16 protein-coding genes are annotated in these 12,740 nt (G+C 73.4%); 11 read left to right on the top strand and 5 right to left on the bottom strand.

Annotation, left to right across the window (positions count from 1 at the left end; all coding sequences use genetic code 11):
* Positions 1–550 precede the first annotated feature (550 nt).
* The 7 genes from Q5530_RS17330 (at position 551) to Q5530_RS17300 (ending at position 6,672) form a co-directional block, all read left to right on the top strand.
* A complete protein-coding gene (locus Q5530_RS17330; RefSeq protein ID WP_415363426.1) occupies positions 551–1,813 on the top strand; it encodes an ATP-binding protein in 1,263 nt (420 codons plus the stop codon).
* Positions 1,810–2,208 (top strand): roadblock/LC7 domain-containing protein, encoded by a 399-nt coding sequence (locus Q5530_RS17325; protein ID WP_380637527.1) that lies wholly within the window; start codon positions 1,810–1,812, stop codon positions 2,206–2,208. The genes Q5530_RS17330 and Q5530_RS17325 overlap by 4 nt, the downstream gene beginning before the upstream one ends.
* Positions 2,205–2,558 (top strand): DUF742 domain-containing protein, encoded by a 354-nt coding sequence (locus Q5530_RS17320; protein ID WP_415363425.1) that lies wholly within the window; start codon positions 2,205–2,207, stop codon positions 2,556–2,558. The genes Q5530_RS17325 and Q5530_RS17320 overlap by 4 nt, the downstream gene beginning before the upstream one ends.
* Positions 2,536–3,132: a GTP-binding protein gene (locus Q5530_RS17315; protein ID WP_415363424.1), complete on the top strand. Its 597-nt coding sequence runs from the start codon at positions 2,536–2,538 to the stop codon at positions 3,130–3,132. The genes Q5530_RS17320 and Q5530_RS17315 overlap by 23 nt, the downstream gene beginning before the upstream one ends.
* A complete protein-coding gene (locus tag Q5530_RS17310) occupies positions 3,129–4,505 on the top strand; it encodes a cytochrome P450 (protein ID WP_415363422.1) in 1,377 nt (458 codons plus the stop codon). Before Q5530_RS17315 ends, Q5530_RS17310 begins: the two co-directional genes overlap by 4 nt.
* Positions 4,442–5,593, top strand: coding sequence for a cytochrome P450 family protein (locus tag Q5530_RS17305; protein WP_415363662.1), 1,152 nt, complete (start codon positions 4,442–4,444; stop codon positions 5,591–5,593). The genes Q5530_RS17310 and Q5530_RS17305 overlap by 64 nt, the downstream gene beginning before the upstream one ends.
* A 119-nt stretch (positions 5,594–5,712) precedes the next feature.
* A complete protein-coding gene (locus Q5530_RS17300; RefSeq protein ID WP_415363419.1) occupies positions 5,713–6,672 on the top strand; it encodes a Leg1-related protein in 960 nt (319 codons plus the stop codon).
* 76 nt (positions 6,673–6,748) lie between these two features.
* Here the strand turns inward: Q5530_RS17300 and Q5530_RS17295 are convergent, their stop codons facing one another.
* From Q5530_RS17295 to mrf, 5 genes are all read right to left on the bottom strand, one after another.
* Positions 6,749–7,189, bottom strand: coding sequence for a VOC family protein (locus Q5530_RS17295; RefSeq protein WP_415363417.1), 441 nt, complete (start codon positions 7,187–7,189; stop codon positions 6,749–6,751).
* Positions 7,190–7,307: 118 nt separating this feature from the next.
* Entirely contained in the window at positions 7,308–10,007 is a 2,700-nt protein-coding gene (locus Q5530_RS17290; protein ID WP_415363415.1) for a carboxypeptidase regulatory-like domain-containing protein, read from the bottom strand.
* Positions 10,008–10,198: 191 nt separating this feature from the next.
* A complete protein-coding gene (gene rpmF, locus Q5530_RS17285; protein WP_415363413.1) occupies positions 10,199–10,360 on the bottom strand; it encodes a 50S ribosomal protein L32 in 162 nt (53 codons plus the stop codon).
* A 1-nt stretch (position 10,361) separates the two neighbouring features.
* The gene (locus Q5530_RS17280; RefSeq protein WP_415363410.1) at positions 10,362–10,613 is read right to left on the bottom strand and encodes a type B 50S ribosomal protein L31; all 252 of its coding nucleotides are present in this window, start codon (positions 10,611–10,613) and stop codon (positions 10,362–10,364) included.
* Positions 10,610–11,704: a ribosome hibernation factor-recruiting GTPase MRF gene (gene mrf / locus Q5530_RS17275; RefSeq protein ID WP_415363409.1), complete on the bottom strand. Its 1,095-nt coding sequence runs from the start codon at positions 11,702–11,704 to the stop codon at positions 10,610–10,612. Before mrf ends, Q5530_RS17280 begins: the two co-directional genes overlap by 4 nt.
* A gap of 47 nt (positions 11,705–11,751) precedes the next feature.
* Between mrf and rpmB the strand changes: the two genes are divergently transcribed.
* From rpmB to rpsR, 4 genes are read left to right on the top strand one after another with little or no spacing between them, the layout of a single operon-like run.
* On the top strand, positions 11,752–11,991 hold the full coding sequence (gene rpmB, locus Q5530_RS17270; RefSeq protein WP_415363406.1) for a 50S ribosomal protein L28: 240 nt from the start codon (positions 11,752–11,754) through the stop codon (positions 11,989–11,991).
* Positions 11,991–12,158 carry a 50S ribosomal protein L33 gene (rpmG, locus tag Q5530_RS17265; RefSeq protein ID WP_033439124.1) on the top strand — a complete coding sequence of 56 codons (168 nt, stop codon included), beginning with the start codon at positions 11,991–11,993 and terminating at the stop codon, positions 12,156–12,158. The genes rpmB and rpmG overlap by 1 nt, the downstream gene beginning before the upstream one ends.
* Positions 12,158–12,454: a 30S ribosomal protein S14 gene (gene rpsN, locus Q5530_RS17260; RefSeq protein ID WP_415363404.1), complete on the top strand. Its 297-nt coding sequence runs from the start codon at positions 12,158–12,160 to the stop codon at positions 12,452–12,454. The genes rpmG and rpsN overlap by 1 nt, the downstream gene beginning before the upstream one ends.
* Positions 12,455–12,463: 9 nt before the next feature.
* Positions 12,464–12,697, top strand: coding sequence for a 30S ribosomal protein S18 (gene rpsR / locus Q5530_RS17255; protein ID WP_415363402.1), 234 nt, complete (start codon positions 12,464–12,466; stop codon positions 12,695–12,697).
* The last annotated feature ends 43 nt before the right edge of the window (positions 12,698–12,740 follow it).

Genomic DNA, 12,740 nt, shown 5'->3' with positions numbered 1-12,740 from the left:
GGAGGTTCGGTGGCCTCGGGCCAAGGGGGCGCGCTGGGGGCGGGCCGGCGGCCGAGGGCCGGAAACCCGAACCCGCGCGCGGCGGAGTGGCGCACACCACGCGACCATCGGTTTCCACCAGCACACCCCCAATTCCATTCCCACCCATTTCCCACCCCCTCGCCGTCACGGGTTTGCGCAGGCAGGTGGTAGTGCGGGCGACACCGGGACAGCCGATCGGGCATCGGCCGGGACTTCCGCCCGACCATGAATTTCGCGCGAACTCCCCCCGGATTCCCCCTACTGCCGCCACCCCGGCACGAAAAGCCTCCACCAGCCCCTGACCAGGGAAAACAACCGAATCAGGACCACCACGGGCCGATCCGCCGCCAGCCGGGAGTTCGACACCGAGCCGACTGTCCACAGTGGACATATGGTAATGGTATTCCCGGCAGTTGCTCCATCGGGGGGACACTGCCTCAACCACTTGGCGTCCGATGAAGTCCCGTGATAAAGATCAGAGCCTGCTGACGCACTGGTATCCGGCAGCTCGCCCGCACCAGAGGAATTGATGGATCACCAAAGACTCACGATGGCGTTCTGGTCCCTGCTCGCCCTCGTGCTGATCGCCGTGTTTCTGCTGGTCCGCCGGCACCTGGCCGGCCGTGCGCTCCGGCTCCGGGCCGAGGCGGCCGAGGCCCGGCTGCGGGCCCTGGCCGAGGAGGAGCGGCACCTGGTCGACGCCCGGCTCCCCGCCCTGGCCGAGTCGCTGCACCACCGGCCCGTCGAGGTGCCCGGCGCGCGGCGCCCGGAGGCGGCCGAGGGCCACGAGCAGGTGCTCGCGCTGTTCGCCGACTCCGTCCGGCAGGCGACCGCGCGGGGCGAGCAGTCGGCCCGCGCCACGCTCAAGTCGATGATGCGCGCGGTGCAGAGCCTGGCCAACGAGCAGCAGGTCGCGATCTCGGCCATGCAGGACCGGCACGACGACCCGGACGTGCTCGCCGGCCTGATGCGCATCGACCACATGAACTCCCAGCTCAACCGCCGGGCCCAGGCCACCGCGGTGCTCTGCGGGTCCTGGCCGGGGCAGCAGCGGTCGGCCTCGGCGCTGACCGACGTGGTGCGCGGCGCCACCTCGCGCATCCGCGACTACCTGCGGGTCAACGTCCCGGCCGAGTCCGACGTGGCGGTGGTCAGCCGCGCGGTGGAGCCGGTCGTGCTGGCCGTGGCCGAGCTGCTCGACAACGGGGCCCGGCACTCGCCGCCCAACACCAGCGTCGAGGTCAACTTCCAGCAGGCGCACAACGGCATGGTCGTCATGGTCGACGACGGCGGCGTGGGCATGACCGTCGAGGAGCTGCGACGCGCGGCCCGGCTGCTGGCCGGCGACGGCGCCAGCGACATCAACCGGCTCGGCGACCCGCCGCAGGTCGGGTTCGCGGTCATCGGCGTGCTGGCCCAGCGCTACGGCTTCCGCGTCTCGGTGGACACCCGCTCGCCCTACGGCGGCGTGCGCGCGGTGGTGTTCCTGCCGAACGAGCTGCTCACCCGCGTCAGCAAGCCCACCATGCCGGACAACGCCGTCGCGCTGCCGCCGGAGCAGCAGCTCCCGGTCGCGCCCGCGGCCGACACCGAGCCCGCCCGCACCCCCGGCGGCCTGCCCCGACGACGGCGGGTGCGCACCGCCGAGCAGGGCACGCCGCCGTCGGCACCCGCCGGTTCGGCGCCGCCCGACCGGCCGGTCGCGACCGGCCTCGCCGCCTGGAAGCGCGGGACCGATTCGGGCCGGGCCACCACCCCGCCGCCAGTCGCTGAAGGGAACACCCAGGCATGAACGACTTGGGCTGGATGCTCGACGACGCACTGAAGATGCCGGAGACGCGGCACGCCGTCCTGCTGTCCGCCGACGGGCTGCTGATGGCGCACTCCGCCGGCATCGGCCGGGACGACGCGGAACGGCACGCCGCCGCGATGTCCGCGCTCCAGTCGCTGGCCCGCGCCACGGCCGAGTTCTGCGGGCAGACCAGCGCGGAGTGGCAGCAGACGGTCAGCGAGTTCACCGGCGGCTACGTCTTCCTGGCCGCCGCCGGACCGGGCGCCTACCTGGCCGTGTCGGCGACCTCGCGGGTGGACATGGAGGCGGTCTCCTTCCGCATCCAGGAGCTGGTCCAGCGGCTGGGCAAGGAACTCACCAGCCCGCCGCGGCAGGACGCAGGCAGCCCGGAGTGAGCGGCGAGAGGCGCTCGCGGGGGCTGGTGCGGCCGTACGTGGTGACCGGCGGCCGGGCCCACGCCAGCCGCAACACGCTCGACGCGGTCACCGTCGTGATCGCCACCCGCGAGGAGGTCTCCGGCCTGACGCCGGAGAAGAAGCGGCTGATGGAGCTCTGCCGCGGCGGCGCCCTGTCGGTGGCCGAGATCGCCGCGCACCTCTCACTGCCGATCAGCGTGACCAAGGTGCTGCTGTCCGACCTGGTCGACAGCGGTCACATCGCCACGCACGCCGCGGTCTCGCACACCGCCCGCCCCGACATGAAGCTGCTGAAGGACGTGCTCGATGGCCTCCGCGCTCGCCTCTGACGGCGTCTACCTGCGCGACACCGTGCGGACGGCGGTGAAACTGCTGGTCGTGGGTCCCTTCGCGGTCGGCAAGACCACCTACGTCGGCACCCTCTCGGAGATCCGCCCGCTGCGCACCGAGGAGACGATGACCCAGGCCGGGGCCCTCGTCGACGACCTCGCCGGGGTGAGCGGCAAGAGCACCACCACGGTGGCGCTGGACTTCGGCCGGCTGACGCTCAGCGACGAACTCGTGCTCTACCTGTTCGGCGCGCCCGGCCAGCAGCGGTTCACCCAGGTCTGGAAGGACATCGCCCACGGCGCGCTCGGCGCGCTCGTGCTCACCGACTCCCGCCGGCTGGAGCAGTCCTTCGAGGTCATGAGCCTGCTGGAGGAGCTGGACATCCCCTACGCGGTGGCGGTCAACTCCTTCGACGGCGCGCCCGCCTTCCCCGGTGCGGAACTGCGGGACGCGCTGGACCTGCTGCCCGAGACCCCGCTGGTGTTCTGCGACGCCCGCGACGTGACCTCGTCCACGCAGGCGCTCGTCACCCTCGTCGAGTACCTGCTGAACCGCAACCAGGAGAACGCGTGACCTCGCAAGCCGCCCCCGGGCAGGCATGTCCCGCACACCAGGGCCGCACGCCCCTGCACGGGCCCGGGTTCGCCGCCGACCCGGCCGCCACGTACCGGGCCCTGCGCGAGCACGGACCGGTCGCCCCGGTCGAGCTGGCGCCCGGTGTGCCCGCCAACCTCGTGGTCGGCTACGCCGCCGCGCTGGACGTCCTGCGCAACCCCAGCGCGTTCCCGCGCGACCCGCGGCGGTGGCAGGCGAAGATGCCGCCGGACTGCCCGGTGCTGCCGATGATGATGTACCGGCCGAACTGCCTGTTCTCCGACGGCGCCGCCCACGCGCGGCTGCGCGCCGTGGTCACCGACAGCCTCGCGCGGGTGGACCCGAACGCGCTGCGCGCCCAGGTCGAGCAGACCGCGGACCTGCTGATCTCCCGGTTCGCCCGCAAGGGCGAGGCCGACCTGCTCGGCGAGTACGCGCAGCTGCTGCCCCTGATGATGTACAACCACCTCTACGGCTGCCCGCCGCAGCTGGGCGACCGCCTGGTCTCCGCCATGCGCAGCGTCTTCGACATGGTGGACCCGGAGAGGGCCAACGGCGAGCTGACGCAGTGCATGCTGGAGCTGGTCGCGCTCAAGCGGCAGCGGCCCGGCCAGGACATGCCCTCGTGGATGATGGCCCACCCGGCCCGGCTGACCGACGAGGAGCTGATCCACCAGCTCGTGCTGCTGATGGGCGCGGGCACCGAGCCCGAGCAGAACCTGATCGCCAACGGCATCCGGCTGCTGCTGGCCGACGACCGGTTCGCCGGCGACCTCTCCGGCGGCAGCCTGCCGGTCGAGGAGGCGCTCGACGAGGTGCTGTGGACCGACCCGCCGATGGCGAACTACTCCGCGAGCTACCCGGTCGAGGACACCGACTTCGCCGGGGTCCGGCTGCCCGCCGCCGAACCGGTGGTGATCAGCTTCGCAGCCGCCAACAACGACCCGGTGCTGGCCGGTCAGCAGCGCTCCGGCAACCGGGCCCACCTGGCCTGGAGCGCGGGCGCGCACTCCTGCCCGGCGCAGCAGCCGGCGCGGCTGATGGCGTCGGTGGCGATGGAGAAGATCCTCGACGCCCTGCCCGACATGCGGCTGGCCGTCCCCGCCGACCAGCTGGTCTGGCGACCCGGCCCGTTCCACCGCGCGCTCACCGCGCTCCCCGTGCGTTTCACCCCGGTAGCCGTGCCCGTCCAACCCGACGAGTCACCTGGAGAAACCCGTTGGAACGTCCAGCCGACCCCATCGTCCTCGACCTCACCGGTCGCGACCTCCACGCCGAGTCCGCAGCCATCGCCGCACGGGGGCCGGCAACGCTGGTGGAGCTCCCTGGCAAGGTTGTTGCGTGGTCGGTGACCGGGCAGGAGACCTTACGCAGGCTGCTCGGTGACCCGCGGGTCTCGAAGGACCCGCGGCAGCACTGGCCGGCCTACACCAGCGGGGGGATCTCCGAGGACTGGCCGCTGCACCTGTGGGTGTCGGTGCAGAACATGTTCACCGCGTACGGGAACGACCACCGCCGCCTGCGCTCGCTGGTGGCCAAGGCGTTCACGGCGCGGCGCGTGGCGGCGATGCGGCCGTGGATCGAGCAGATCACCCACCGGCTGCTGGACGGGCTCGACGCGGCCGAGCAGCCGGTGGACCTGCGGGAGCGGTTCGCCTACCCGATCCCGATCGAGGTGATCTGCCAGCTGTTCGGCGTGCGGGACGAGGCGCGGGCGAGGTTGCGCAAGGTGGTCGACGGCGTCTTCGACACCACGATCACCGCCGAGGCCGCCCAGGCGAACGCCGCGCAGCTGTACGGCATCATGCACGAGCTGGTCGCGGCGAAGCGGGAGGACCCGGGCGACGACCTGACCAGCGGCCTGATCGCGGTGCGCGAGGACGACGGCTCGAAGCTGGAGGAGGCCGAGCTCGTCGACACCCTGATCCTGGTCATCTCGGCGGGCTACGAGACCACGGTGAACCTGCTGGACCAGGCGATCACGGCCCTGCTGACCCACCCGGAGCAGCTGGCCGCGGTGCGCGCGGGGACCAGCGGCTGGGCGGACGTCATCGAGGAGGCCCTGCGCTGGCAGGCGCCGATCGCGAACCTGCCGCTGCGGTACGCCGTGGAGGACGTCGAGCTCGGTGACGGGGTCGTCATCCGCCGGGGTGAGGCGATCCTCGCGGCCTACGCGGCGGCGGGCCGGGACAGGTCGGTCCACGGCGACACGGCCGACGAGTTCGACATCACCCGGGCCGACAAGACCCACCTGGCCTTCGGGTACGGCGTCCACTACTGCCTGGGTTCCCCGTTGGCGCGCATGGAGGCGGAGATCGCCCTCCCGGCGCTGTTCGCCCGGTTCCCGGGGATGGAGCTGGCGGTGGCCCCGCACGAGCTGAAGCCGACCCACTCCTTCATCTCCAACGGCCACGAGTCCCTGCCGGTGAGGCTGAAGTAGCACGGTGGACGTGGCCGGGGAGCGGACGCGGCCGCGTTCACGTCCACGTCGGTCCGGGTGCGTCAACGGCGGTGACACACCCGGACCGGGTCCACCACCCCTCGCGGAGGATTTCGACCATGGCCCACCCCGACGAACTGGCGGACCTGGACCTCTACCGGGTCTGGACGACGGCGGCGGACCTGGAGGGGGTGTTCGACCCGTTCCGCTTCGAGCAGCGGATGGCCGCCTACCGGCTGATGATCGGCAACACCAACCCGGCGGACCGGTTCGGCGCGGACAACCGGCACAACCCGCTGTGGGGCCTGATGTTCCAGCACCAGTGGCAGTTCCGCACCGGTCGGCTGGGCGCGGGCGCGCAACGGGACGGGCTGATCGACCCGGACTCGCCGTGGGGCTACGGCAACTACACGCTCAGCGTCATCCCGTGGCTGGGGGCTGTGGCCGCCGGGGTGGTGCCGGCCCTGCCGGTCGCCGACCCGCCCGCCGGCTCCCGGTTCCGGTACGTGACCGGAGGAGTGGTGCCGGCGGAGCTCGTCGCCGCGGTGGCCGACTGGCGGGCCTACTTCACCCTGGTAGCCGGGAGCGGACCGGCGGACGCGGTAGGTGCGGCGGACGCGGAGCCGGCGCGCCTGGCCCTGTGGAAAGCGCACAAGACGTCCCTGGACGTGGTGGTGGACGCGATCGCGGACCTCGACGCCGCACCCTGGCCGGCCCTGGAGATCACCTTCCTGCGCGGCTGGTGCCGGATGGTCGACTACCTGTGGGCGGCGGCCTGGCCGACCGACTTCGCCTTCATGACCGCGCACGGCCTCGACGTGCTGCCCGAGTCGCTGCTCACCACGCCCGAGGACGTGGACGCGCTGCCGGCCAAGACCCGCGGCAACGTCGTCAACGTCCTCCGGCTGGCCACCACCCCGAGGTGGCGCTACCACCTGAACCTGGTGCTGTGGAAGCGGGTCATGCGCACGCGCGAGGCGCGAGACCAGGTGCTGCCGCTGCTGGACGCGGTCTTCAACCCGCGGCCGGACAACGCCGCCGAGCGCCGCAGGCTGCTCGGTCACCTGCTGCGCCCCTGACCTGGCCCGGGTGCTCGCGGGACCGGGGCGCGGCCGGCTGAAACCGCGCCCCGACAGGGGGATCACCCCACGGGGATCACCCGTTGTGCCCGCCGCCGCCATCACCGCCAACGCTGACGTCGACGACCCAGACGACGCCGAAGCGGTCCCGCAGCATCCCGTAGGCGGGGGCCCAGCCCGCCGGCCCGATCGGGACCACGACGGTCGCCCCGTCGCAGAGCCCGCGCCAGTAGCCGGTGACCTCCTCGACGCCCTCGCCGCGCAGGGAGACGAAGAACGAGTTCTCGCCCCGGTCGAAGCCCGTCCGCGACGGCACGTCGTAGGCCATGACGCGGAAGCCGTTCCCGGCCCGCACCTGGCCCCACATGACCTGGTCGGCCTCGGACTCCTCCTGGACGTTCCCGGCGTCCCGGTAGGTGACGACGGCGAGGTCGCCGCCGAACACGGACCGGTAGAACTCCAGCGCCGCGCGGGCGTCACCGCGGAAGTTGAGGTGGGTGGTGGTCGTGACGGACAAGGTCGTTCCTCCAACTGGACTTGGTGCCTGACGTGGGGCAACAGTCGCAGGGGAAGCGGCCAGGGAGTGTCCTCCTCTCCGGGGACCCGCGCAGGCCGCCGGAACCACCCCTCCTCGATCACCGGGACGTGGCGGCCTCCACCCTCACCTGCTGCTCGTAGGTGCTGCCGCGGACCGCGGCGAACAGCGGCCCGGACTTGAACCGCACGGGCCGGTGACCGGCCACCGCGTGGGTGTAGTGGCCCACGGGCAGGTTGGTGAAGGTGAACCGGCCGTCCGGTCCGCTGGTCGTGGTGGCGACCGGCGCGCCGGTGTAGGCGTCGTGCAGCACCAGTTCGGTGTGCGGCATCGGCTCCACGGAGGTGGCGTCCTGGAGCTGGAGCGTGCCGCCGGTGGTCCACGTCGCGCCCGGGACCTTGGCGAAGGCCCCGGCCAGGGGGGCGCCCGCCCACACGGAGCCGTCCCGTTCGCGCGGTCCGACCAGGCACGACGCGACGACGACCCCGTGGTCGGGCGAGCCCGGCGGCATCGGCGCGGTCACCGTGCCCGTCCAGGTCGCGCCCGGGGCCACCGGCACGCCGGCACCCGTGGCGGGGTCGAGCGATCCCCACCCGGGACCGCTGTCGACCTCGTAGACGGCTCCCGTGGCGCGGCAGGAGACGTGGGCCGGCAGCGGCGCGCCGGTGTTGTTGGTGATCCGCACGGTCAGCCGCGGCTGGTCGGTCGGCGCGTAGGAGGGCTGGGCGAAGGCCAGCGAGACGTCCAGCCCGGACAGCGGCCTGACCAGGCCGACCTCGTGCGTCGCCGCACCCGCGCCGACCTCGACCAGGTCGCCGTGGTCGAACGGGGCGACCCAGCCGTCGGCGACGACGCGGACCCGGTAGACCCCGAGGGGCAGGGCGTCGAAGCGGAACCGGCCGGTGGCGTCGGTGCGGCCATCGTACCAGCCGCCGGCCGAACCGCCGTCCGCCACCACTTGGGCGCCGGCCAGCTCCTCACCCGGGTCGGGCACGCCGTCCGCGTCGGCGTCGGTGAAGGCCCGCACGGTCAACGGGCCGGTGGCCCTGGTGATGTCGGCGGCCAGGTCGAACGGCACGGTGAGCCCGCCCGCCTGCACGGTCCCGGTCAGGCGCGTGACGCCGCCGACCGACCAGTAGTGAGGCAGGCCGACGATCGTCACCTCGTGCGATTCGCCCGGCAGCAGGTCCAGCGGCGGCAGCCCGGACTCCCACGGCATCAGCGCGCCCCAGCGCGACCGGTCGTGCTCCAGGTCGGTGTCGGTGGGGGTGAGCGAGGCGCTGACGCGGACGGCCGTCCCGACCCCGGCGTTGGTGACCTTGACGCGCGCCGTGGCCGGCTCGTCGCGGTGGTAGGTCGGCTCGTCGAACGACGCCTCGACCCGGATGTCCCGGACCTCCGCGGGTTCGGTGACCCGGGGGCCGGCCACGACCACCAGGTCCTCGGCCGCGGTGGCGTCGGCGACGACGTCGGCGGTGAACCAGCCGTTGCCGGTGGTGGCGGGCGCGTACGCGCCGAGGACGAGCAGCTTCGTCGTCCCCCGGGGCAGGCGGGCGAAGGTGAACCGGCCCTTGCTGTCACTGGTGGCCGACGCGGCGGTGAGCCCGGTGCGCTGGTCCAGGGCGACGACCCGGGCGCCGGTCAGCGGCGTCTCCCGGCCGGTCGAGCCGCGCAGCAGGACCGTGCCGGTCAGCGCGCCGAACGCGCCGTCCACGCGGGCCTGCCCGAACGCGAGGCGGTAGCCGGCGGTGTTGCGCCCGGCGTCGCCGAACCGGCAGGAGATCGTCACCTGCCCCGCCGCCACGGCGTCCGCGGGCAGGGGTTCGGTCAGGACCAGCGTCCTCGACCGGCCGCGGTCGATCACGACCCCGGGCCCGTCGGGGGCGAACGCCGCCATGTCCGGGTCGGTGGGCGCGAGGAAGCCGCGCCCCGTGTCGCACACCGCGACGACGCCCCGCAACGCGGTGGTGCCGCGGTTGGTCAGCGTGATCCTGGCGGTGACCGCCTGGCCGGCCCGGTAGGCGGTGCCGTCCAGCGAGACCGAGGCGGACAGCGCCGTGCTGACCGGCGGGACCAGCGGCAACCGCAGGTCGTGGGTGGCGCCGTCGGTGACGGTGAAGCGCGCGGCGGGCGCGGCGACCACGTCGGAGCCTGAGCCGGGCGACGAGATCAGGTAGGCGCCCGCGGGCACGTCGGTGCCGAACGAGAACCTCCCCGTCGCGTCGGTGGTGGCGCTCGGCGCCCAGGCGGGCGCGCCGCCCTCGGCGACGACGGACCGGCCCGCCACGCCCTCGCCCTCGTCGAACCGGCCGTCGCCGTCGGTGTCGCGGAACACCACCCCCGACACCGATCCGCGCCCCTGCGGGACCGCCGCGCCGTCGGCGGCGTGGTTGTCCCGGGGCGTCGGGTCCAGGTCGGGCGCGTACCGGGGGCCGGTGCTCACGCCGACCCCGAACCGGATCGACGCCGCGCGCGGGTCCCGCGGCCGGCCGACGACCCGCGCGGTCCACGTGCCGCCGGGCTCGATCGTCGGACCGGGGAGGTCGGTCAACCGCTGCCCGCTGACGAACAACCTCAGGTCGCCCTCGACCTGGAACCGCACGTCCCGGGCGGCCACGGGGCCGTTGTTGCGCACCACGACCTCCGCACCGACCTCCGAGCCCGGCGCGTACTCGTCGCGGTCCAGGGTCGCGGTGACGGCGAGGTCGGGCCGCGCCGCCACCGCCCCCTCCACCGCGTGCACCACCGGACTCCCGGCGACGACGAGCGCGACCGCCGCCACAGCAGCACGAACCAGCATCCGACCCCCACGGTCCGTGGCGAGGGCTCCCCGGCCCTCGCGACCACGCGCACGCTAGGGCCCGGCGCCGGTGGCCCGCGTCGGTCGTTCGACCGCCGACGATCGGGTGAACAGCCACCACGGGATCCCGGAGCGGGTGAAGGCGTCGTGCCGTTCGGCGCCGGACACCTACCGGCGCGCCGGTCCCGCGCTCACAGCAGGCCGCGCCGGTAGGCGGCGACGAGCCGCCGGGGCACGACGAGCCTGCGGCCGTCCAGGGTGGTGACGGGCACCAGGTCGGGCACCTCGGCCTTCCACCGGGAGCGGCGGTGGCGGGTGTTGCTGCGCGAGGTCCTGCGCTTGGGGACGGCCATGTCAGCGGTTCCTCCTGCCGTAGCGGCGGTTGAACTTCTCGATCCGGCCCGCGGTGTCCACGACGCGCTGGTTGCCGGTCCAGAACGGGTGCGAGTCGGACGTGACGTCGACCGTGATGAGCGGGTAGGTGTTGCCGTCCTCCCACTCGACCGTGCGGTCGGAGGTGGCGGTGGACCGGGTCAGGAACGCCTTGCCCGTCGCCTGGTCCTGGAAGACCACCGGGTGGTAGTCGGGGTGGATGCCCTGCTTCACAACTCCTCCATCTCGTCGTGCCACTCGGCGAACGGGTCGACGAACTCCAGCTCGTCGGCCAGCGCCAGTTCCTCGTCGGTCACCAGCGCGTCGCGCAGGGCCGCGGTGATCTCCTCGGCCGGCGCGGACCCGGTGATGACCACCAGCTCCTGCGACCGGTCGCCGTAGCAGGGGTCCCACACCGCCGACGCGACCGCCCGGCGCTCGGCGGGGAACTCCGACCAGTCGTCCACGGCGGCCAGCCAGGGGCCGAGGTTGCCGACGTTCAGACCGCCGCCGGCGGATTCCAGCCACAGCGCGGCCTCGGGCCGGCTGGCGAGCCACACGCGGCCGCGGGTGCGCACGACGCCGTCGAGCAGGACGTCCAGCGCCTCGTGCAGGCGCATCGGGTGAAAGGGTCGGCGTTCCACGAAGTGCACGACGGACACGCCGTGGGCGGGCTCCAGCGGGGGCCGGCCGTGCAGCAGGGCGCCGAAGCCGTCGTCGAAGCGGCCACGGCGGGCGTCGTCGGGGATGGCGGCCAGCAGTTCCGCCACGTCGAGCGCGTCCCGGTGCCGGCGCGGCGCGAGGGGCGAGAGCCGGTCGAGCACCGCGCCCAGGACCGGGTCGTCGCCGGCCCCGGTCAGCACCAGCGCGTCGGCGAACTCGGCCTGGCCCACGACGACCTGCGCCACGGTCCGGTCGTCGCCCTCGGCCGCGCCCAGGCCCCGGTCCGCCATGGCCTCCTCGCCGGTGGCGTCGGCCAGCCAGGTGCCGGCGTCGATGACGGTGACCACGGCCCCGACCCGCACGTCCACCTCCCGCAGGGCGAAGCAGACGGCTTCCGGCTCCAGCGCCGGGTCCAGGTGCACGACCACCCGGCCGCCCAGGCGCTCCAGCAGCGGCAGCAGGTCCAGGCGCAGGGTGCACGACACGCAGCCGTGGGCGAGTTCGAGCACGGTCAGCTCGCCGTCGACCCAGCGGCGCACCACGCCCCGGGCGAGGTCGCGCAGGTCGTGCCGCACCAGCACAGCTCCCGGCGAGGCCAGCCAGATCGCCTCGGCCACGTCGTGCGGCGCCAGACCGGCCACCAGTAGGACCTCGGTTTCCATGTGGGCTAGCCTAACGGAAACGATTGTCGTTTCAAACTGGAGGTAGCGTGTCGTCTCGGCACTGCCAGGTCACCGGGCGCAAACCCGGCTTCGGCAAGCAGGTCTCGCACTCCCACCGGCGCACCTCGCGCCGCTGGCTGCCCAACACCCAGCGCCGCCGCTACTGGCTGCCCTCGGAGAACCGGCACGTGGTGCTCACCCTGTCCACCAAGGGCATCAAGACCGTCGACAAGCGCGGCATCGAGTCCGTGATGGCCGAGTTGCGCAAGCAGGGGGTGAAGGTCTGATGGCCAAGAGCACCGACGTGCGGCCGATCATCAAGCTCCGCTCCACCGCGGGCACCGGCTACACCTACGTCACCCGCAAGAACCGCCGCAACGACCCCGACCGCCTGGTGCTGCGCAAGTTCGATCCCGTCGTGCGCCGCCACGTCGACTTCAAGGAGGAGCGCTGATGGCCAAGAAGTCCAAGATCGCCAAGGACCGGCAGCGGCGCGAGGTCGTCGCCCGGTACGCCGAGCGGCGCGCGGAGCTGAAAGAGATCATCCGCATCGATCCCGAGCGCCGCGACGAGGCGCTGGCCGCGCTGCGGAAGCTGCCCCGCGACGCCAGCCCCACGAGGCTGCGCAACCGCGACGCCGTCGACGGTCGACCCCGGGCTTTCAACCGCGCGTTCGGCCTGTCCCGCATCCGCCTGCGCGAGATGGCCCACCGGGGCGAGCTGCCCGGCGTCAGCAAGTCGAGCTGGTAGGAGGAACCCGTGCCCCGCCCCGAACGCACGCCCAAGCGCCGCGTCAACCTCCTGCGCAAGGAGGGCATCACCGAGGTGGACTGGAAGGACACCACCCTGCTGCGCAAGTTCATCTCCGACCGCGGCAAGATCCGCTCCCGCCGCGTCACCGGCCTGACCCCGCAGCAGCAGCGCCAGGTCGCCACCGCTATCAAGAACGCCCGCGAGATGGCGCTGCTCCCCTACCCCTCCCAGGGCCGCTGACCGGCCGGTGTGCCCCGCGACCACCGCGGGGCACACCGGCCCT

The sequence above is a fragment of the Saccharothrix sp. BKS2 genome, from assembly GCF_047689505.1.
Classification (GTDB): domain Bacteria; phylum Actinomycetota; class Actinomycetes; order Mycobacteriales; family Pseudonocardiaceae; genus Actinosynnema; species Actinosynnema lopnurensis.
Note: the sequence above shows the minus strand (reverse complement) of the source record. Positions and strands in the feature narration are given on the sequence as shown.